We start from the raw sequence: 19,519 nt of genomic DNA, 5'->3' as shown, positions 1-19,519 counted from the left end.
GCGGGCGCGACCAGCCCTCGCCCCACTCACAGCGGGCGACCACCATCGATCCTTTAGAGGCGCGGGACTGTATCGATTTGCGGCTCCGCCGCGCGGGCGCGACCAGCCCTCGCCCCACTCACAGCGGGCGACCACCATCGATCCTTTAGAGGCGCGGGACTGTATCGATTTACGGCTCCGCCGCGCGGGCGCGACCAGCCCTCGCCCCACTCACAGCGGACAGCAACCGTCGATCCTTTAGGGGCGCGGGGAACTGCGCGAACAACCCCCACCGGGCCCGCAGCCGACCGACTACCGCCGTTCGAGCAGCTTCCACACCCCCGGCACCAACCCCATCGCCAGCGCCGCCTTCAGCGCGTCGCCGAGCAAGTACGGCGTCAGGCCCGCGGCAATCGCCTGGGACGCGGACATGTCGGCGGCGTACGCGAGGTACGGGACGCCGATCGCGTAGATCAGGGCCTCGCCCAGCACGACCGCGCCGGCCATCCGCCACACGTTCCGGTCGGCGCCCCGTCGGGCCAGCGCGCCGACGGCGGTCGACGCCAGCAGCAGCCCGAGGACGTAGCCGAAGGACACCATGCCCGCCCCGGACGCGCCCTCCGCGAACCACGGGACGCCGGCGACCCCGGCGACGGCGTACAGGGCGAGCGCGAGGAAGCCCCGGCCCGCACCCAGCGACGTACCGACGAGCAGCGCGGCGAAGGTCTGGCCGGTGACCGGGACGGGGGAACCCGGGACGGGGACGGCGAGTTGGGCGGCGAGGCCGGTGAGGGCGGCGCCGCCCACGACGAGCGCGGCGTCGCGGACGCGACCGGCGGGAAGGAGGTCGGCGAGGACCCGCCCGGGGGCGGATGCGGCGGCGAGGGTGCTCATACAGGACTCCGCGGGGACGGTGGATAAGGGGGACCTAAGGACGCTATCCCAGAGCCCCACCCCCGCGAACCGTCAGGCGTCGACAAACGGCAGGTCAGCGCATTGGTGGGCTCTACACAAACCGCTCCCCCACACCGTGATTCCGGTCACGGAGCGGACGTGACCCGCGTCGGTACGCTGGACCCCTTTGCCCACCTCACCGCATTGGACGAGCCGCGCCCATGCCCATACGCACCACCACGGAGACCCCCGCGTCCGCGCCAGGTCTCACGCACGCCCTCAAACAGCGCCACCTGTCGATGATCGCCCTGGGCGGGGTCATCGGCGCGGGCCTGTTCGTCGGCTCCGGTTCCGGCATCGCCGCCGCCGGTCCCTCGATCGTCCTCGCCTACGCCCTGTCCGGCACCCTCGTGATGCTGGTGATGCGGATGCTGGGCGAGATGTCGGCGGCGTACCCGTCGTCGGGGTCGTTCTCCTCGCACGCCGAGCGCGCGATCGGCCCGTGGGCCGGGTTCACGGTGGGGTGGGCGTTCTGGATCCTGCTCTGCACGGTCGTGGGACTGGAGGGCATCGGCGCCGCGAAGATCGTGACGGGGTGGCTGCCGGGGACGCCGGAGTGGATGTGGGTCGCCCTGTTCATGGTCGTGTTCTGCGGGATGAACCTCGCGGCCGTGAAGAACTTCGGCGAGTTCGAGTTCTGGTTCGCGGCGCTGAAGGTCGGGGCGATCTCCCTGTTCCTGGTGCTGGGCGTGCTGGCGATCGCGGGCCTGCTGCCGGGCACGGACGCGCCGGGCACCGCCAACCTCACCGACCTCGTCCCGAACGGCGGCGAGGGCTTCGTCATCGGCCTGCTCGCGACGGTCTTCGCGTACGGCGGCCTGGAGACGGTGACGATCGCGGCGGCCGAGTCCGAGGACCCCGTCCGGGGTGTGGCGAGCGCGGTCCGCACCGCGATGTGGCGCATCGCCCTCTTCTACGTCGGCTCGATGGCCGTCATCGTGACGCTGGTCCCCTGGGACTCGAAGGAGGTCGTGGCGAAGGGCCCGTACGTCGCCGCCCTCGACCACCTCGGCATCCCGGGGGCGGGCCAGCTGATGAACGTCATCGTCCTGGTCGCCCTGCTCTCCGCGATGAACGCGAACATCTACGGCGCCTCGCGCATGGCGTACTCGCTGGTGGACCGGGGTCAGGCCCCTCGCGCGCTGGGCACCGTGTCCGGCGGGGTGCCGCGGGTCGCCGTACTCGTCTCGTCGGTCGTCGGGTTCGGGTGCGTGCTGCTGTCCTACTGGCGGCCCGACGACGTCTTCATGTGGCTGCTGAACATGATCGGCGCGGTCATCCTCGTCGTGTGGATCTTCATCGCCGTCTCGCAGTTGCTGCTGCGGCGGCGTACGGAGCCGGAGCGGCTGGTCGTGCGGATGTGGGCGTTCCCGTGGCTGACGTGGGTCGCGCTGGCGGGCATGGTCGCGGTGTTCGTGCTGATGGCGCGGGAGGGGGACACGCGGACGCAGTTGCTGTGGACGGGGGCTCTGACGGTGGTGCTGGCCGGGGGCGGGTACGGGTGGCAGCGGGCGCGGTCGGCCGACTGATCTTCTCTCCGGGCCCCCTTGCATGCCGACGGCGTGTAAGGGGGCCCTTCCTTGCGCCGGGGCGGCCTCTTGTTGTTAGCCTTCACCTGCAATCTGGTTGCAATAAGAAGTAGTGCGCAGGAAAGGTTCTGAGAGGACCCCCCATGCCCGTCTACACGCTGCCCGAACTCCCGTACGACTACGCCGCGCTCGAACCGGTCATCAACCCGCAGATCATCGAGCTGCACCACGACAAGCACCACGCTGCGTACGTGAAGGGTGCCAACGACACGCTGGAGCAGCTCGCCGAAGCGCGCGACAAGGAGCAGTGGGGGTCGATCAACGGGCTGGAGAAGAACCTCGCGTTCCATCTCTCCGGGCACATCCTGCACTCCATCTACTGGCACAACATGACCGGCGACGGCGGCGGCGAGCCCCTCGCGGCCGACGGGGTCGGGGAGCTGGCCGACGCGATCACCGAGTCCTTCGGCTCCTTCGCGGGGTTCAAGGCGCAGCTCACCAAGGCCGCCGCCACGACGCAGGGTTCCGGGTGGGGTGTCCTCGCCTACGAGCCGCTCAGCGGGCGCCTCATCGTCGAGCAGGTCTACGACCACCAGGGCAACGTCGGCCAGGGGTCGGTGCCGGTCCTCGTCTTCGACGCCTGGGAGCACGCGTTCTACCTCCAGTACAAGAACCAGAAGGTCGACTTCATCGACGCGATGTGGGCCGTCGTCAACTGGCAGGACGTCGCGAAGCGTTACGCCGCCGCGAAGTCCCGTGCGGATGTGCTGCTGCTCAACCCGTGAGGGTTCCGTGAGCGTCCTGCCTCGTGATCGTCTTCTCAACTTTCACCGGGGGCAGGCGGATTGAGGGAAGCCCCCGTGAGGACCTGACTCACGGGGGCTTTCTGTATGTGTCACGGCTTTCGGGCGAGCCCGCCGTGCTGGCCGATCGGCGTCGTGTCCGCGCCGGGTTCCGGGCGCCAAAGGGGTACGGAGACGACCCCCGGCTCCACGAGCTCCAGGCCCTCGAAGTAACCCTCGATCTCGGCGATCGGGCGCAGGAAGTAGGGGACGGCGCCGGTTTCGTTGTAGGCGTCCTGGGCTCGCTCGTACGCCGGGTCCGTGCCCCGGGAGCCCTCGTTGAGGGACAGGTAGCTGCCCGACGGGAGCCCGGCGAGGAAGGCCCGGACCAGGTCTCGGGCGCGGTCGTAGCCGTCCACGTGACCCAGGATGCCGCTGAGGATCAGGGCCACGGGCCGGTCGAGATCGAGGGTCCTGCCCGCTGCCTCGACGATGCGTTCGGGGTCGTACAGGTCCAGGTGCTCGTACGCCGTCCTGCCCTCCAGCAGGGCACGGGCGTGCGCGAGGACCAAGGGGTCGTGGTCGACGTACACGACCTTCGCCTCCGGTGCGTACCGCTGCGCGACCTCATGCGTGCTGTCCGCCGCCGGCAGGCCCGCGCCGACGTCCAGGAACTGACGTACGCCCGCCTCCTCCACGAGATACCGGATCGACCGGCCGAGGAACGCCCTGCTGCTGCGGGCGATGGTCACGATGCCGGGGAACTCTGCGGCATAGGCGTCGCCCGCCGCCACGTCCACCGGGAAGTTGTCCTCGCCACCGAGCCAGTGGTTCCAGATACGGGCCGAGTGGGGGACCGTGCTGTCGATCTCCGTCATGGGGTCATGGTGCCCTGTGGGTGAACTGATGCGCGAGGGCTTCGAGTTGGGGGAGACGGGAGAGCAACACCGCCCACCGGCACCGCCTCGCCTTCAGCGAAGTTCTTCCCCCGGGGCGAACAGCCGATCCGCGTTTCCGTAGGAGTCGATGCCTCCGTCCGGCTCCACGGTCACCGGCGTCGCATCGCCCCGCGAGGTGATGATCCACGCCAGGACCGGCTGAGTGAGCGGGGTGTCTTCTTCTTCCTCCCACCGCGCCTGCCACCCGCCCCCAGGCACCACCCCCACTATCTGGTGTGCGCGCTCCAGATGGGAGAAGTCCTCGAAGTCCGTCACGGGCCTGAGCGCACCTCGTCGCGGATCGACGATGAGAGCCGTGCCGGTGGTCGGATGCCACGCCTCGACGTCACGTTGCCGGGCCATCTCGGTTTCGGTGCCGGAGAAGAAGGCCATCCAGCCTGTCGCGGTGAAGCGGTCCATGCCGCCATTCTCACGCATGTTTTAGAACAAAGGTACGAGAAAGCCCCGCACGGAGGAGGGGCCACCCGGCGCGACGGCCAGGTGACCCCTCCTCTCCCCCCGGGTGCTGCTCCGGTTCCCCTCCTGCGTTTACCGGGGCAGCACCACGACATAGGCGGACGGTGGGCGGTCGGCGGAGGCCAGGAGGGCTGTGCGGAGCACCATTGCCTGTTGTTCCATCGACTCGCGGAGTTTGCGGGGCGTGACGTGGACGACGGTGATGCCGAGGCGTTCCAACGTCTCCCGCTTGCGGGCGTACTCAGTCCACAACGCGTCGTCGTCCAGGCGGGGGGCACGGATGTCGAGTTCCAGCGCCACCGCGTGGTCCGGCCAGTACGCGTCGAGGCCGCCCAGGTGGGGGCCGCCGGGCAGGCGGAGGTCGACGTTCCAGACGGGGTCCGGGAGTCCGTGGTCGCGGACCAGACGGTAGAGGCGGCTCTCCGCGAGGGCCCGGCTCTCCGCGAGCAGCGCGTCGACCGCGTCCACGACATGCGGTCGCGTCAGCAGCTTCGCCCGGCTCAACTCCCCTACGGCCGCCGCGGGTTCACAGTGACCGTCCCGAACCGCCTCCGCCATGAGGCGGCGTACGACGCCCGCGTCCGTCAGTTCGGAGACCGCGTCGGCGAGGGCGCGGGCGACGGGCGCGACGGGAACGCCGTTGAAGGACAGGGGGGTTGGGGGGTTGGCGGTGCGGACGACGCGGACGTACCCGGTGGAGCGCAGCCGGCGCAGGCGGGGGACGAGGAGGTCGATGTGGTCGTGGGCGGGGAGGGAGCCGAAGCCGTGGAGGGCGAGGGCCGCGAGGCCGGTGATCATCGCGTCCGGGGGCGGTGCGCCTTGGGGCGGGACCTCGGTGCCGAGGACGCCCCGGCCGGGTGCCCGTACTGAACCCCGGTTGTCGCGCGCCGCGTACAGCAGGGCCGCCCGCACCCGCTCGTCGCTCGTGAGGGGCCCGGCGTGCAGCGCGTACACCCCCGGCAGCACCTGCTGCCAAGGCCCGTCGGGACGGCACCGTTCGTTGGTCTCGGCCTGGGAGATGCCGTGGGTGCGGAGTTGAGTGGTCGTCAGCAAGGAGGAGTCGGTGGTGGGGGTGTCGGCGTTCATGGAATCGGGATTCCCGTGCCGGACAGGTGCTTTAACCGGTGTTACACGCTCGTCGATAAACGCGGACAACGCCGCACTAAAGGACGGATGTTCGGATGCCGATAAGCGCCGAAAATCGCTGGTCCCGGGGGAGGGAGCCGGAGGTTACGGGTATGACTGAACGAATTCCGTAACGGTCACAGAGAGGAGAATTACTGGCCATAGGGCCAAAGCTTTAGGCGTGCAGAGTGTGCAGCGTCGGCCGATAGACGAGTTCCTGAGTCCGCCCGTCGAACGTCCGGCTCCCGATCAGTTCGAGGTCGAAGTCGGCCGCGCCCTCGAAGACCCGGTAGGCCCCGGTCCGGCCGCTGACCACCGGGAAGATCGTCACCTGGACGCGGTCGACGAGCCCCGCCGCCATCAGCGCCCGGTTCAGCGACAGGCTGCCGTGCGAGCGCAACGGCACCGCGGACTCCTCCTTGAGCCGGGCGACGACATCGACGGCGTCGCCGGCCGCGACGGTCACGTCCGGCCAGTCGAGGGGTCCCGTGAGCGTCGACGACACCACCGTGGTCGGCAGGGAGCGCATCCGGGAGTTCACCGGGTCGAGATCGGCCTCCGGAATCGGGCCCAGCAGCTTCAGGAACTGCCGGTAGGTGTTGGCTCCGAGGACCATCCGCTGCTCCTCGCGCATTGCGGCCAGACGGTTGTCGAGGAATTCGGGGCCCTGCTTTCCCCAGTAACCGCCCCAGTCGCCGTCGGGACCGTAGGAGCCGTAGCCGTCGAGGGTGGAAAAGACGTCCCAGGTGTACGTGGCAGTCATGGCGCTCTCCTCAAGTCCGGGTGTGCTGGGGATACAGACAGGGAACAGCCACGAAACTCATCGCACGTGAGGGGGCAGGCCGGCGAGAACGCCGGCCCGCCCGACCCGCCGACTCCCCTACAGCCCCTGTGCCTTCAGCGCCCGAGCGAGATCGTCCCGCCCCTCAAGGACCAGCCGCCGCAAGGCGGGCGCGGCCCCTTCGTGTGACGTCAGCCACGCATCGGCGGCCTCCAGCACCGAAAGTTCGGCCCCCGGCACGGGATACGCCGGGAACAGCCCCGACACCACATCCACCCCGATCTGGATGGACCGCTCGGCCCAGACCCGCTCGATGGAGTCGAAGTACTTGGACACGTACGGCGCGGTCAACTCCCGCTGGGAGGACCGGGCGAACCCGGCGATGGTCGCCCCGACGAGGGCGTTGGACAGCGCGTCCCCCTCGACGACCTGGGCCCATGCCTGCGCCTTGACGGCGGCGGAGGGCCGGGAGGCGAGGCAGCGGACGTGGTGCCGCTTGCCCGAAGCGGTGTCGTCGCGCACCAGCTCGGCCGCCAACTCCCCTTCCCCGACGGCCCCGTGGGAGGCGAGGGCGTCGAGGAACACCCACCGCAGCTCCTGGTCGACATCGAGCCCGGCGATCTTCTCGGTCCCGTCGAGCAGCCCCCGCAGCAGCGCCAGGTCCGCGTCGGAGGAAGCGGTGGACGCGAAGAACCGCGCCCACGCCAACTGGGGCTCGCTGCCGGGCTCGGCGGCACGAAGGTCCCGCAGGGCGACCCGGGCCACCAGCTCCTCCCCGGCCGAACGCCCCGCCGCCGGAACGTAGTTGACGAGCGCGGACCCGGCCCAGGCGTGCAGCATCTGCAACACCCCGATGTCGGACTCGCGTTGGGCGAACCGCCCCACCAACTCCACGAAGTCCACGGCGGGAAGCAGCGCGTCCCGCGTCAGATTCCACAGCGCGGACCAGCACAGAGCACGGGCGAGGGGGTCGACGATCTCCCCGAGGGACTCCCGCAGCGTGTCCAACGACCGTGCGTCGAAACGGATCTTGCAGTACGTCAGGTCGTCGTCGTTGACGAGCACGAGGTCGGGAGCCTCGGCCCCGGCCAGTTCGGCGACGACCGTCCGCTCACCCGTGACATCCACCTCGGCCCGCGCGTACCGCACGACCCCGTCGTCGCCACGCCGGTACAGGCCCACGGCGACCCGGTGCGGACGGGCGGGCAACCCCTCCTGGACGACGGCGAGTTCGGCGACCCGCCCCTCCTCGATCCGCACCTCGGGCGTCAGCGAGTTGAGGCCGGCGGTCTGGAGCCAGGACCGCGCCCACACCCCCATGTCCCGCCCGCTGGTCTCCTCCAGGACCGACAGCAGATCCCCGAGGCGCGTGTTCCCGTACGCGTGCCGCTTGAAGTAGCGCCGCGCGCCTTCGAGGAACGCGTCCTGGCCGACGTACGCGACGAGTTGCTTCAGGACGGAGGCGCCCTTCGCGTACGTGATCCCGTCGAAGTTGAGCTTCGCGTCCTGGAGGTCGCGGATGTCGGCGGTGACGGGGTGCGTGGAGGGGAGCTGGTCCGCGCGGTACGCCCAGGACTTGCGGCGGTTGGCGAACGTGATCCAGCCGCCCTCGAAGCGGGTCGCGCCGACGAGGGAGAACGCGCCCATGAAGTCCGCGAAGGACTCCTTGAGCCACAGGTCGTCCCACCACTCCATGGTGACGAGATCCCCGAACCACATGTGCGCCATCTCGTGGAGGATGACGTTCGCGCGGGCCTCGTACGACGCCTGCGTGACCTTCCCCCGGAAGATGTACTCCTCGCGGAAGGTCACCAGGCCCGGGTTCTCCATCGCGCCGAGGTTGTACTCGGGGACGAACGCCTGGTCGTACTTCCCGAAGGGGTACGGGTAGTCGAAGTGGTCGTGGAAGAAGTCGAGCCCCTGCTTGGTGATCAGGAAGACGTCGTCCGCGTCGAAGTGCGGGGCGAGACCCTTGCGGCACATCGCGCCGAGGGGGATCTCCAGCGTCGTACCGTCACCGAGGACACGGGAGTACGAATCCGTCACATAGTGATACGGACCGGCCACTACGCACGTGATGTACGTCGAGATCGGCTTCGTCTCCGCGAACCGCCACACCCCGTCGGTCAGCGTCCCGGCACCGTTGCTCCACACCGTCCAGCCCTCGGGCGCCCGCACCTCGAAGCGGAACGGGGCCTTCAGGTCGGGCTGCTCGAAGTTGGCGAACACACGCCGCGAGTCGGCCGGTTCGTACTGCGTGTAGAGGTAGACCTCGCCGTCCTCCGGGTCCACGAAGCGGTGCAGGCCCTCACCCGTACGGGAGTACGCGCACTGCGCGTCGACGATCAGCTCGTTCTCCGCCGCCAGGTCCTCCAGGGCGATCCGCGCCCCGTCGAAGACCTCGCCCGGGTCCAGATCGCGGCCGTTCAGGGAAACGGCCGTCACGCTCGGCGCGATCAGGTCGGCGAAACTCGCCGCGCCGGGCTCGCTGCACCGGAAGCGGATCGTCGTCACCGAGCGGAACGTCCGGTCGCCGACCGGGTCGCCCACCGCGGAACGCAGGTCGAGCGACACCTCGTACGCGTCGACCGACAGCAGCGCGGCCCTCTCCCCGGCCTCGTCGCGGGACAGATTCTCACCAGGCACCGGCGGCACTCCCTCAGACACTCATGGACTCGGCGCCACCTGTTCGCGGTACGCCTGGACAGGACCGATCCTGCCATGCGCACCTGACCCGACACATGGGGGAACACCCTCGGGAATGGTCCGCGCGGGTCGTACGTTGGCACGGCAATACTCGTGAATCCCAGGCGTCGCCTCTTGAGGAGAGACATGTCCGAGAAGACCCCCGTCGACTTCTGGTTCGACCCGCTGTGCCCCTGGGCCTGGATGACCTCCCGCTGGGTCCTGGAGGTCCAGAAGCAGCGCGACATCGACATCCGCTGGCACCCCTTCAGCCTCGCCGTCCTCAACGAGGACAAGCTCGACCAGCTTCCCGAGGAGTACCGCGAGCTGCTGGAGACGCAGGCGTGGAAGCCGATCCGCGTCGTCGCCGCGGCCTGGCAGAAGCACGGCGACGCGATCGTCGGCCCCCTCTACACCGCGCTCGGCACCCGCTTCCACAACAACGGCGAGGGCCCCACCCTCGAAGCCATCGCCGGCGCCCTGGAGGAGGTCGGCCTCCCCGCCGGCCTCATCGACTACGCCGAGCAGGAGGACTTCGAGTTCGACGCCGAGCTGCGGGCCTCCCACAAGGAGGGCATCGACAAGGTCGGGCAGGACGTCGGTACGCCGATCATCGCGGTGCCCGGTCCGGAGGGTAAGGAAGTCGCCTTCTTCGGTCCCGTCGTCACCCCGGCGCCCAAGGGCGAGGCCGCGCTCCGCCTGTGGGACGGCACGATCGCCGTCGCCTCGGTGCCGGGCTTCTACGAGATCAAGCGGACCCGTACGCAGGGCCCGATCTTCGAGTAGTCCCTCACCTCAGGGGTTTGGCGGGATCTGCATCTCCTCCGGCAGATTCCCGCCCATCTGCCAGTTGTCCTTCCGCTGGATGCGCCGGCACCCCGTGCCGGTGCACCGGTGGTAGGCGGCTGGGCGGAACCGTTCCCCCTGCTCGCTCGCGAACCGGCTCATGACCTCGGCCGCTGCGGCGATCTCGGCCCCCACCAGCTCCCTGAACCGCCGCAACGGGCCTTTGTCACAGGTGGGGTTGGGGCATCGGACGTCGGACACGCATACCTCCTCGCACCGGGAGGAGGAGCATAAAGCGCCCGACGCGTGGAGGGGAGCCCTCCGCCGTCCTCACAGTGCCTGTCTGCGCGACCGTTTCTTGCCGCTTCTTGCCGCTTCTTGCCGGAACTCATGCGTCGCGGTGCTCGATGAGCGGTGATTTCACAGGTCAGAGGGGTGAGCGAGGCGGGGCGGCCGATACGGGACGACTCCGCCTTTTTTGCATGGGTCGCTTCCTAGCCTGAACGGCGTCCGCAGCATCCCGGCAAACCCTGTGAGGGAATTGATATGTCCGCACCACGCATGTCGCATCGCGTCCGGCGGTCCGTCCGATGCCTGACGACGGCCGCTGTGAGCGCTGCCGCCCTTCTGGTGGCGGTCCCGGCCGCGAACGCGTCGTCGCCCGCCGGCGCCGCCGAATCGGTCCAGACCGTCCCCGCGAGCTCGTCGGTGAGCCGTACCTTCACGTTGCCCAAGGGCACCACACGGGCCACCCTGCCTCTGGGCTCCTCCCGAGCCCAGGTGATCAAGAAGGCAGAGGACACGATCACTTGCACCCTCACGGTCTGGACTCCGTGGACCACGCTCGGCGCGAATCCGAGGATCGCCACGCGGGCCGCCACCTCGTGCACTTCATGGGTCCTCTCGCTCAGCATCCGCGTCGAGCTCGACCGCAACGGCCAGACGGCCTCCTTGAGCGACCACCAGAACGCCTTCTCCTCCTTCATCGAGACCGGTACCGACACCGCGTGTTCCCTGGGGACGTGGACCGCCGAAGCGGTCGGTGACATCGCCTACCCCCCGCCGTTCTGGCCGCCGACGGGTGACGTCGCCGTGAACAGTCCCTCCGTGCCGGTCAGCACCTGCCTGAACTAGCCCCGGCCTTTCGCTCTCGTGACGGCTCGCCGGTTCAACTGGCGGGCCGTTGCGGCATGTCGGGCTGGGGGAGGTGGGCGGTCACCGTCTTGCCGAGTTCCTTGTGCAGGTGCCAGGAGAGGTGGGTGGTGAGGGACTTGACGACCTGGAGGCCGCGGCCGGCCTCGGCGGTGGGGGATTGGCGGAGGGTGGGGAAGTTCGAGGTGGGGTCCGAGACCTCGATCAGGAGAGTGGTGGGGTCCGGCTCCAACAGGGCGAGGTGGAGCCAGAGTTCGTGGCCGGGGCGGCGGGCGTGGCGGATCGCGTTGGCCACCAACTCCGAGACGATCAGGATCGCGTCGTCCTTGTCGCCGGGCCAGTCCCAGAGGGTGAGGCGGCGGAGGGTTTGGCGGCGGGCGAGGGGGACGCTGCGGAGGGTCATGGGGTAGCTCATGTTCCAGGATTGGGTGAGGGGGGTGGTGGGGGTGGGGACGGGGGTGGTCATGTGGGGTCCGTTCCGTGAGGGGTGCGGCTGTGCAACCACGGTGGCGGGACGGGGCGTTCGACTGCAATCGAAACCGAGCTGATTAATCAGCGTGTTGGAAAGTGGACTATGCCTAAATCTGCGGATTCACCTGCGCGGGCCGCACACCGGCTGCCACACTCTGCACACGGTCACTTGCTGTACGCAGGTCAGCACGGAGGGGTGCACATGGCAGCCAAGCGCGGGCGCACTGCCCAACGACTCGAACTCGGCCTTCAGATCCGCCATTTGCGGGAGAACTGTGGTCTCGGGGAGCGTGGCGGTGGCTTCACCAGGAAGCAGGCCGTCGTGGGCTTGAAGATCTCCGAGGCGTCGCTTCAGCGCATCGAAGGCGGCGGGCTGAACTTCCGCAACGTCGGTGATCTGCGCAGGCTGTTGGACCGGTACGGGGTCACCGATCCCTACATCATCGACGGGCTCATCAGCCTCAACAAGGAGTCCAACAACCAGGATTGGCTGACCCAGTACCGAGGGCTGATGCCTCCCGGCATGCCTGGGTTCGTGGGGATCGAGCCCGAGGCCCACTCCATGCAGGCGTTCCACCCGTCGCTGGTCTACGGCCTGTTGCAGACCGAGCGATATGCGTACGCCGTGCACGAGGTGCAGAAGTCTGTCGAGGAGCTCACGTCCGAGTTCATCAGCAAGAGCGTGGAACTGCGGATGAGGCGGCAGGAGGTGCTCACCCGCGAGAACCCCGTTGAGCTTCACGTCATCCTGGGGGAGGCTTCCCTTCGGTATCCGATCGGAGGCGCCGACATCATGCGCGAGCAGTACATCCAAGTTGAGGAGATGGCTGCCTGGGACCACGTCACGATCCAGGTGCTGCCGTTCCGGCCGAGCTACCGCTCCATCGACGACTTCGCGATCCTCGACTTCGGCAACGAGTTCCCGCCGCGTGTGCAGGTGGATACCGCGTGGGGTTCCGTCTCGACCTCGGACAAGCCTCGTGAAGTCAGCAGGTTCGCAAGGAGGTTCAGCGCCATGACAGCATCAGCACTGCCTCCTGAGGACACCCCTGCCTTCCTGCACCGACTAGAACGAGAGCTGTAGTCCATGCACAAGCGTTACACCGCACCGGAACTCGCCGCCGACGAGGCATGGTTCAAGTCGTCATACAGCAACGCCGGAACCAACTGCCTCGAAGTCGCCTGGATCAAGTCCTCCTACAGCGACGCCGGTCAGAACTGCGTTGAAGTCGCCGCCCTCTCCCCCAACATCGGCGTCCGCGACTCCAAGAACCCCACCGGCCCCGCCCTCCTCCTCCCCCCCTCCGCCTGGTCCCCCTTCCTCACGCACCTGCGCGCGACCTCCGCGTAGCGCGACCACTCACCCGGTCCAGCAACGCCGCGTACGACGCGATCATCCGCGTCCTGCTGAACCGTTCACGGCTCGCGGCGAGGGCGGAGCCCAGCTCTGTCCTCGCCAGCACCGCTTCCGACCAGGCCGAGGCAATCGCGCCGGCGTCGAAGGGCGTCACGATGCCGTGGCCCGCGACGATGGACGCGCTGTCGCCGACGTCCGTGGTGACCGGGATCGCGCCGCACATCATGCCCTCGATGAGGCACAGCGGCGCCGCCTCGCCCCAGGCCGACGTCAGGGCGACGACGTCGGAAGCGGCGTACAGCATCTCCATGTCCCGGCGTACGCCCAGCAGGTGCACCCCGGTGCCGCCGAGGCCCGCAGCGGCCATCTCCGACAGCAGCCCGGCGTTCTCCGCGCTCATCCCCGCCCCGCACATCAGAACGTGCCCCTGAGGCTCGCGGGACAGCCACTCCGCCGCCGCCCGCAGGAACAGCGGGACGTTCTTCATGCCGTCGTAGCGCGCCGCGAAGACGACCACAGGGGCCGTCTCCGAGATGCCCAGCTCCGTACGGACTGCCAGGCGGCGCCCCGCGTCGGGACGGAAGCGGATCAGGTCGACGCCGTTGGGAATCACCGCCAACAAGTCACCCGGCACCCCAGCCGCCTCGTACGCGGCACGGGTCGACTCCGCGCAGCAGACCGCCGCCGCGACCTTGCCGTCGGCGATCCCGGCGAGAAGGTCGTCCAGCGCCTGGTTCTCGGGGTCCGAGCGGTGCAGGCCGACGACGACGGGGCGGCGAGGGAGGCCGGCTTGGTTCAGCAGGGCGAGGGGCTGTTCCTTCAGGGACAGGATGACGTCCGCTTCGGCCATCGCCCGCGCGGTATCGGCCAGCTCATCGCCTGTGAAGGTGGCTTGAACACCGCCCGCGAAGACCCGCCCGAGCGCGGTCACCGGTACGCCCGCCGCCGTCAGCCGGCGATAGCACGTGTCGTTCTCCATCCGCTGCCGTGTCGCCTCGCGGTGGACCTCGGAGTGCATGCTGAGCACGCGGTGGTGCTGGCCCCCTTCGCTGAGGCCCAGCACCACGTCGCTGTGGACGATCCGGGCGCCTCCGGAGAAGAAGCCCTCGTAGACAGACAGCACACGGAGCATTCGCGCTCACCCGCCTTGCACATGTATCAAGCCATCCCCGTGTTGGTGCGGGTTAGCCGATATCAGGCGGTACGGATATTTCCGGCGGATGAACTGGACGTTTTATTTCGCGAGATCCTGGATGACGGCGAGGTCGGATTCACTCGAACGGCTTGCGCCCGGTGCGGGGTTTCCGCAGAATTCCGCTTCGATGACCGGCACGACGTCGCCCGTCCAGTCCGCGTTCAGGTTGAAGGCGACGGAGTGCTTGCCGTCGGCGGTCGTGAGGGCGACGGAGCTGGAGCCGTGGATGCCGCCGTCGTGGCCCCAGACGGTGACGCCGCAGGAGAGGGTGCCTTCGGCGATGCCGAGGCCGTAGCCCGAGAGGGAGTTGACCGTCTTCATCTCCTTGAGCTGGGCCGGGGGCAGGAGTTTGCCCTGGAGGAGAGCGCTGTAGAAGCGGGTGAGGTCGGCGGAGGTGGAGATCATCTCGCCCGCCGAGCCGGCGATGGTGGGGGTGAGTTCGGTGACGTCGTACGTCGGCCCGTCGGCCGTCTCCGCGAGCTTGCCGTACGCGCGGGAGGCGGGCTTCGGGAGGGTGACGGAGTTGCCGGGGACCGAAGTGTCCTTGAGGTGGAGGGGGTTGAGGATGCGGGTGCGGACTTCCTGGCCGTAGGGGCGGCCGGTGGCCTTTTCGATGACCATTCCGGCGAGCACGTAATTCGTGTTGGAGTAGCTCCAGTCGGTGCCCGGTTCGAAGTTCGGGGCGTGAGACATGGCCAGCCCGATGGCATAGGACGGGGTGCGGGGCGTGAAACGGTTCTTGTAGAAACCGTCCTTGTAGAAGTAGTCGCGGGCGAACGCGGGGTCCTCGGTGTAGTTGTAGATCCCGCTGGTGTGGTTGAGGAGTTGGCGCAGCGTGATGCGGCTGCCGTCGTGGCCGTTGCCGTGCACGACGCCCGGCAGCCACTTCTCGACCGTGTCGTCGAGCGACAGCTTCCCCTCCGCCTCCAGTTGGAGCAGCACCGTCGCCACGAACGTCTTGGTGATCGAGCCGACGCGGTAGTGGTCGCCTGCCGAACGCGGTTTGCCGGTACGGAGGTTGCCGACTCCTGCCGTGGTCGACCAGGTGGAGCCGTGCTGCCGGGCGGTCAGCGTGACGCCGGGCACGCCCTGGGCGACGACGCCCTCGACGGCCTTGCGGGTCGGCTCGTGGGACGCCGGTGCGGCGGCCAGCGCCGGGGCCGCCAGGGCGACCGTCGCCGTGAGGGCCGTGGCCGCCAGCACCGTCGTACGGAGTTTCCTCATGTGGTTTCCCCCTGCTCGTGATCATGCGGTCAGGGGGAGGGACGCCGTTGGATCAGGGGGAGTTGTCCCTGATCCGGGGGGTTGGGCCGCTTTCAGCCAAGGTGGCCCGTCGCCGGGCGCTCGCGCCAGAGGCGTACGGATCTGGCGACCATCTCGCCCGTCTGGAGGTCCGGCAGGGTGTCGAGGTCGTGCCAGGCCGCGAGGTCCGTCGAGCCGCTCTCCTCGGAGTGCAACTCGCCGCCGACGACCTTCGCCTCGTAGATCAGCGCCATGCCGTGGTGGTCCCGGGGGCTCCGCAGACCCCGGCGGGGCAGCGGGAAGCGGCGGGAGACCACGCCCAGGAGGGCGGTGACCTCGATGTCGTAGCCCGTCTCCTCGCGGAGTTCGCGGATCACCGCGTCGTACGGGTCCTCGCCGTGTTCCACTCCCCCGCCGGGCATGATCCACACGCCCGTGCCGCCGGGTTCGCGGAAGCGGGGCAGGAGGATGCGGTCGTTGTCGACGATCACCGCGTACGCGGCCGTCCTTCGGGTTCTTCTCACAGGGTGATCACAGCTCCCTCGCAGCAACGGTCTCTTTGTCCTGAATTCGGCGCCTGTTCCCTAAAGTCCATCGCGGGTTTTCCCCATACATCCACCGCCTCCCGGCCAACTCTCCCCAAATAACCGTCCAGTAAGTAAAGCTGGGCGATCACTCGGGATCACTTCTGACATGAGCTAGGGATGCCCATGACCAACACCCCCCACAGACGGACGGTACGCATAGCCGTCGCGGCGGGGCTCGTGGCCGCGCTGTCGGCCGCCGGCCCCGTGCCGCTGGCGTTCGCCGGTGACCAGCACTCCACGGTCGTCCCCGCCGAGGGCACACCCAAGTCGTCCGGCGACAAGCTCGGCCAGGACGACGCGGCGGCGCTCACCGACGCCAAGGCCGAGGGGGACAAGACCGTCACGATGATGGTCGCGACCGCCCCCGGTCAGACCGCGCAGGTCGCGAAGCAGCTCGACGGTCTGGACGGCGGTTTCGTCGGCCGCAAGGACGACGCGCTCGGGTACGTCCGGGCGACCGTCCCCACCGGCAAGGCGGACGCGGCCATCGCCGCCGCGTCGAAGCTGAACTCCGTGCAGGCGATCGACCTCCGTCAGGAGATCGCCCTCGACGACCCGACGCCGAGCAGCTCCAAAGAGGCGTCCAAGCCCGGGAGTTACCCCGCGCCCGGCAAGAAGACGCCCGCGACCAACCCGTACAACCCGTCCTTCGAGACGGGCGCGGTGTCCTTCGTCGAGGACCACCCCACGTACGACGGCCGCGGCATCACCATCGGCGTCCTGGACTCCGGTGTCGACCTCGGTCACCCGGCGCTCCAGAAGACCACGACCGGTGAGCGGAAGATCGTCGACTGGGTCACCGCGACCGACCCTGTCGTGGACCGCGACGGGACCTGGCTGCGGATGAACTCCGCTGTCGCCGGGCCCACGTTCACCGCCGCGGGCCGCTCCTGGAAGGCGCCCGCCGGGAACTTCCGGTTCCAGACCTTCGCCGAGTCCGCCACCAACGGCGGTGACATGGCAGGGGACTTGAACCGCGACGGCGACAAGACCGATGTGTGGGGCGTGCTGTACGACGCCGCCGCCGGTACCGTCCGCGTCGATCTCGACAACGACGGCGACTTCACCGACGAGACCGCGCTGAAGCCGTACAAGGACGGTTTCCAGATCGGGTACTTCGGTGTCGACGACCCGAAGACCGAGATCTCCGAGCGCATCCCGTTCGTCGTCGAGGTCCGCAAGGACGTCGTCTTCAACGGCGCAGGCGACAAGTCCGACTACGTCAGCATCGGCGTCGTCGAGTCCCGCCACGGCACGCACGTCGCCGGCATCACCGCCGCCAACTCGCTGTTCGGCGGCAAGATGAACGGCGCGGCGCCCGGCGCGAAGATCGTGTCCTCGCGCGCCTGCACCTGGACCGGCGGCTGCACCAACGTCGCCCTCACCGAGGGCATGATCGACCTCGTCACCAAGCGCGGCGTCGACATCGTGAACATGTCGATCGGCGGTCTGCCCCCGCTGAACGACGGCAACAACGCGCGCGCCCAGCTCTACACGCGCCTCATCGACCAGTACGGCGTGCAGCTCGTCATCGCCGCCGGCAACGAGGGCCCCGGCACCAACACGATCGGTGACCCCGGCCTCGCCGACAAGGTCATCAGCGTCGGCGCGTCCATCTCCAAGGAGACCTGGGCGTCCAACTACGGCTCCCAGGTGACCACGAAGTACGGGATGCTGCCGTTCTCCTCCACCGGTCCGCGCGAGGACGGCGGCTTCGTGCCGACGCTCGTCGCGCCCGGCGCGGCCGTCAACACGATGCAGACCTGGTCGCCGGGCGCCCCGGTCGCCGAGTCCGGGTACCAACTGCCGCCCGGTTACGCGATGTTGCAGGGTACGTCGATGGCGTCGCCGCAGGCCGCGGGCGCGAGCGCGCTGCTGCTGTCCGCCGCGAAGCAGCGCAAGATCGCGCTGTCGCCGCTGACTCTGCGAACTGCGCTGACCAGCACGGCCCGTGAGATCAAGGGCGTTCCCGCGCACGTGCAGGGCTCCGGGCTGATCCGGATCGTGCAGGCGTGGGACGCGATCAAGAAGGGTGCCACCGCGCACGACTACGCCGTCAAGGCGCCGGTCAGCACGGCCCTTTCCGGCGCGCTGAAGGAGCCCGGTTTCGGTACCGGGATCTATGACCGTGAGGGCGGGCTGAAGGTCGGGCAGAAGCGGGTGTACGACGTCGTCGTGACCCGGACTTCCGGTCCCGCCAAGGCTGTCAAGCACAGCGTCTCGCTGAAGACCAACGACGGTACGTTCAAGCTGCTCGGCGGGAAGTCCGTCAGCCTGCCGCTGAACACGCCGGTCACGGTCAAGGTGCAGGCGCAGGCCAAGTCGGCGGGCGTGCACAGCGCGATCGTCGAGCTGGACGACAAGGCGACCGTCGGGGTGGACCAGAAGATCCTGTCCACCGTCGTCGTGTCCAAGGAGCTCGCCGCTCCCTCGTACTCGTTCTCCAAGTCGACCAGCGTGCAGCGGAATGCGAGTCACTCGTACTTCGTGACCGTGCCGCAGGGCGCCAAGACCCTTGAGGTCGCGCTCGGGGGGCTCAAGGACAAGAGCCAGACCCGGTTCATCTCCCTGCACCCGTACGGGACGTTGATGGAGGACGGGGCCACCGTCTACTGCTACAACGACTACAACAACCCCGATCTGCCCAACAACTGCCGCCCGGATCTGCGGACTTACGCGAACCCGACGCCGGGTGTGTGGGAGATCGAGGTCGAGTCGCGGCGTACGTCGCCCTACCTGGACAACCCGTACACGCTCGATGTGTCCGTGCTGGGTACGGAGTTCGCGCCGGCCGTTCGTACGGTGCCCGAGGCGAAGGTCGGTACGCCGGTCGTTGCCGACTGGTCCGTGACCAACAAGTTCGCGCCGCTGAACGCGAAGCTTGAGGGTGGGTCGCTGGGGTCCGCGAAGCTGGCTACGCCGACCATCGCGCATGGTGCGTCCCAGACGTCGACCGTCGTTGTTCCGGCCGGTGTTGAGCGGTTCGACGTGTCCATCGGGGGTGTGTCCGACGCGGCTGCGGATCTTGACCTGACCGTTTATCGCGATGGTGTGCAGGTCGGGCAGGCCGCCGACGGGGACTCCGAGGAGTCGGTGAGTCTCGTTTCGCCGGCTGCGGGAACGTACACGGTTGTTGTGGACGGGTACAGCGTGCCTGCCGGGACGACCACGTTCCAGTACAAGGACGTGTACTTCTCCGCCGCGCTGGGGTCGGTTTCCGTGGACTCCGGGGCCGCTGTGTCCATTCCGAGTGGCGGTACCGCGAAGATCTCCGGGAACGTTCTCGTGAAGGCCGCTGGGCCTGAGGGGCGGGAGTTCTTCGGGGAGGTTCGGCTGGTGAATGCTCGGGGGACGGCCGCGGGTGTTGGGACCGTTGTCATCGAGAAGGTCGTGGGTTAGCGACTAGGTCGTTTCTGATGGCTCTTGGTTGGCTGGGTGGATCTCGTGGCCGGCCGGGCAGTTGCCTTGCATGGTGCGGC

At 68.8% G+C, this 19,519-nt stretch carries 18 protein-coding genes; 7 read left to right on the top strand and 11 right to left on the bottom strand.

Annotation, left to right across the window (positions count from 1 at the left end):
- Nucleotides 1–291: 291 nt before the first annotated feature.
- Complete coding sequence (locus ACLZOT_RS49320) at nucleotides 292–873, bottom strand: biotin transporter BioY (protein WP_416975877.1); 582 nt, start codon at nucleotides 871–873, stop codon at nucleotides 292–294.
- Nucleotides 874–1,094: 221 nt separating this feature from the next.
- Here ACLZOT_RS49320 and ACLZOT_RS49315 point away from each other — a divergent pair, with 221 nt between their 5' ends.
- Both ACLZOT_RS49315 and ACLZOT_RS49310 read left to right on the top strand, forming a co-directional pair.
- Nucleotides 1,095–2,462, top strand: a complete 1,368-nt coding sequence (locus tag ACLZOT_RS49315) for an amino acid permease (protein ID WP_416975876.1) — start codon at nucleotides 1,095–1,097, stop codon at nucleotides 2,460–2,462.
- A 143-nt stretch (nucleotides 2,463–2,605) separates the two neighbouring features.
- Complete coding sequence (locus ACLZOT_RS49310) at nucleotides 2,606–3,247, top strand: superoxide dismutase (RefSeq protein ID WP_416975875.1); 642 nt, start codon at nucleotides 2,606–2,608, stop codon at nucleotides 3,245–3,247.
- Nucleotides 3,248–3,357: 110 nt separating this feature from the next.
- Here the strand turns inward: ACLZOT_RS49310 and ACLZOT_RS49305 are convergent, their stop codons facing one another.
- From ACLZOT_RS49305 to pepN, 5 genes are all read right to left on the bottom strand, one after another.
- A complete protein-coding gene (locus ACLZOT_RS49305) occupies nucleotides 3,358–4,122 on the bottom strand; it encodes an SAM-dependent methyltransferase (protein ID WP_416975874.1) in 765 nt (254 codons plus the stop codon).
- Nucleotides 4,123–4,215: 93 nt separating this feature from the next.
- On the bottom strand, nucleotides 4,216–4,602 hold the full coding sequence (locus ACLZOT_RS49300; RefSeq protein ID WP_416975873.1) for a hypothetical protein: 387 nt from the start codon (nucleotides 4,600–4,602) through the stop codon (nucleotides 4,216–4,218).
- A 129-nt stretch (nucleotides 4,603–4,731) separates the two neighbouring features.
- The gene (locus tag ACLZOT_RS49295; protein ID WP_416975872.1) at nucleotides 4,732–5,745 is read right to left on the bottom strand and encodes a hypothetical protein; all 1,014 of its coding nucleotides are present in this window, start codon (nucleotides 5,743–5,745) and stop codon (nucleotides 4,732–4,734) included.
- 214 nt (nucleotides 5,746–5,959) lie between these two features.
- Nucleotides 5,960–6,547 carry a dihydrofolate reductase family protein gene (locus ACLZOT_RS49290; protein WP_416975871.1) on the bottom strand — a complete coding sequence of 196 codons (588 nt, stop codon included), beginning with the start codon at nucleotides 6,545–6,547 and terminating at the stop codon, nucleotides 5,960–5,962.
- A gap of 117 nt (nucleotides 6,548–6,664) precedes the next feature.
- Nucleotides 6,665–9,211 (bottom strand): aminopeptidase N, encoded by a 2,547-nt coding sequence (gene pepN, locus ACLZOT_RS49285; protein WP_416975870.1) that lies wholly within the window; start codon nucleotides 9,209–9,211, stop codon nucleotides 6,665–6,667.
- Between the two features lie 186 nt (nucleotides 9,212–9,397).
- Here pepN and ACLZOT_RS49280 point away from each other — a divergent pair, with 186 nt between their 5' ends.
- Nucleotides 9,398–10,036: a DsbA family protein gene (locus ACLZOT_RS49280; protein ID WP_416975869.1), complete on the top strand. Its 639-nt coding sequence runs from the start codon at nucleotides 9,398–9,400 to the stop codon at nucleotides 10,034–10,036.
- 9 nt (nucleotides 10,037–10,045) lie between these two features.
- Here ACLZOT_RS49280 and ACLZOT_RS49275 read toward each other — a convergent pair whose 3' ends face one another.
- A complete protein-coding gene (locus ACLZOT_RS49275) occupies nucleotides 10,046–10,297 on the bottom strand; it encodes a hypothetical protein (RefSeq protein WP_416975868.1) in 252 nt (83 codons plus the stop codon).
- A 348-nt stretch (nucleotides 10,298–10,645) separates the two neighbouring features.
- Between ACLZOT_RS49275 and ACLZOT_RS49270 the strand changes: the two genes are divergently transcribed.
- Nucleotides 10,646–11,170: a hypothetical protein gene (locus ACLZOT_RS49270; protein ID WP_416975867.1), complete on the top strand. Its 525-nt coding sequence runs from the start codon at nucleotides 10,646–10,648 to the stop codon at nucleotides 11,168–11,170.
- 34 nt (nucleotides 11,171–11,204) lie between these two features.
- Here the strand turns inward: ACLZOT_RS49270 and ACLZOT_RS49265 are convergent, their stop codons facing one another.
- Entirely contained in the window at nucleotides 11,205–11,654 is a 450-nt protein-coding gene (locus ACLZOT_RS49265) for an ATP-binding protein (protein WP_416975866.1), read from the bottom strand.
- A 207-nt stretch (nucleotides 11,655–11,861) separates the two neighbouring features.
- Between ACLZOT_RS49265 and ACLZOT_RS49260 the strand changes: the two genes are divergently transcribed.
- Nucleotides 11,862–12,743, top strand: a complete 882-nt coding sequence (locus ACLZOT_RS49260; protein WP_416975865.1) for a helix-turn-helix domain-containing protein — start codon at nucleotides 11,862–11,864, stop codon at nucleotides 12,741–12,743.
- Between the two features lie 3 nt (nucleotides 12,744–12,746).
- Entirely contained in the window at nucleotides 12,747–13,010 is a 264-nt protein-coding gene (locus ACLZOT_RS49255) for a DUF397 domain-containing protein (protein ID WP_416975864.1), read from the top strand.
- Here ACLZOT_RS49255 and ACLZOT_RS49250 read toward each other — a convergent pair.
- The 3 genes from ACLZOT_RS49250 to ACLZOT_RS49240 all read right to left on the bottom strand — a co-directional run bounded on the left by ACLZOT_RS49250 (nucleotide 12,982) and on the right by ACLZOT_RS49240 (nucleotide 15,977).
- Nucleotides 12,982–14,139 carry a glycosyltransferase gene (locus tag ACLZOT_RS49250; RefSeq protein WP_416975863.1) on the bottom strand — a complete coding sequence of 386 codons (1,158 nt, stop codon included), beginning with the start codon at nucleotides 14,137–14,139 and terminating at the stop codon, nucleotides 12,982–12,984. The two genes, ACLZOT_RS49255 and ACLZOT_RS49250, sit on opposite strands and share 29 nt — an antisense overlap.
- 111 nt (nucleotides 14,140–14,250) lie before the next feature.
- Nucleotides 14,251–15,435, bottom strand: a complete 1,185-nt coding sequence (locus tag ACLZOT_RS49245) for a serine hydrolase domain-containing protein (protein WP_416975862.1) — start codon at nucleotides 15,433–15,435, stop codon at nucleotides 14,251–14,253.
- A 92-nt stretch (nucleotides 15,436–15,527) separates the two neighbouring features.
- Nucleotides 15,528–15,977, bottom strand: coding sequence for an NUDIX domain-containing protein (locus ACLZOT_RS49240; protein WP_416975861.1), 450 nt, complete (start codon nucleotides 15,975–15,977; stop codon nucleotides 15,528–15,530).
- A 186-nt stretch (nucleotides 15,978–16,163) separates the two neighbouring features.
- Here ACLZOT_RS49240 and ACLZOT_RS49235 point away from each other — a divergent pair, with 186 nt between their 5' ends.
- Nucleotides 16,164–19,439: a S8 family serine peptidase gene (locus tag ACLZOT_RS49235; RefSeq protein WP_416975860.1), complete on the top strand. Its 3,276-nt coding sequence runs from the start codon at nucleotides 16,164–16,166 to the stop codon at nucleotides 19,437–19,439.
- The last annotated feature ends 80 nt before the right edge of the window (nucleotides 19,440–19,519 follow it).

It is taken from the genome of Streptomyces sp. 4F14, from assembly GCF_048159485.1.
In the GTDB taxonomy this organism is placed as follows: domain Bacteria; phylum Actinomycetota; class Actinomycetes; order Streptomycetales; family Streptomycetaceae; genus Streptomyces.
The sequence above is the reverse complement of the archived record's forward strand: the minus strand, read 5'-3'. Positions and strand labels throughout refer to the sequence as shown.

Coding starts and splice junctions, on each gene's coding strand:
- ACLZOT_RS49320 (WP_416975877.1), bottom strand. CDS start 873: ATGAGCACCCTCGCCGCCGCATCCGCCCCCGGGCGGGTCCTCGCCGAC.
- ACLZOT_RS49315 (WP_416975876.1), top strand. CDS start 1,095: ATGCCCATACGCACCACCACGGAGACCCCCGCGTCCGCGCCAGGTCTC.
- ACLZOT_RS49310 (WP_416975875.1), top strand. CDS start 2,606: ATGCCCGTCTACACGCTGCCCGAACTCCCGTACGACTACGCCGCGCTC.
- ACLZOT_RS49305 (WP_416975874.1), bottom strand. CDS start 4,122: ATGACGGAGATCGACAGCACGGTCCCCCACTCGGCCCGTATCTGGAAC.
- ACLZOT_RS49300 (WP_416975873.1), bottom strand. CDS start 4,602: ATGGACCGCTTCACCGCGACAGGCTGGATGGCCTTCTTCTCCGGCACC.
- ACLZOT_RS49295 (WP_416975872.1), bottom strand. CDS start 5,745: ATGAACGCCGACACCCCCACCACCGACTCCTCCTTGCTGACGACCACT.
- ACLZOT_RS49290 (WP_416975871.1), bottom strand. CDS start 6,547: ATGACTGCCACGTACACCTGGGACGTCTTTTCCACCCTCGACGGCTAC.
- ACLZOT_RS49280 (WP_416975869.1), top strand. CDS start 9,398: ATGTCCGAGAAGACCCCCGTCGACTTCTGGTTCGACCCGCTGTGCCCC.
- ACLZOT_RS49265 (WP_416975866.1), bottom strand. CDS start 11,654: ATGACCACCCCCGTCCCCACCCCCACCACCCCCCTCACCCAATCCTGG.
- ACLZOT_RS49260 (WP_416975865.1), top strand. CDS start 11,862: ATGGCAGCCAAGCGCGGGCGCACTGCCCAACGACTCGAACTCGGCCTT.
- ACLZOT_RS49255 (WP_416975864.1), top strand. CDS start 12,747: ATGCACAAGCGTTACACCGCACCGGAACTCGCCGCCGACGAGGCATGG.
- ACLZOT_RS49245 (WP_416975862.1), bottom strand. CDS start 15,435: ATGAGGAAACTCCGTACGACGGTGCTGGCGGCCACGGCCCTCACGGCG.
- ACLZOT_RS49235 (WP_416975860.1), top strand. CDS start 16,164: ATGACCAACACCCCCCACAGACGGACGGTACGCATAGCCGTCGCGGCG.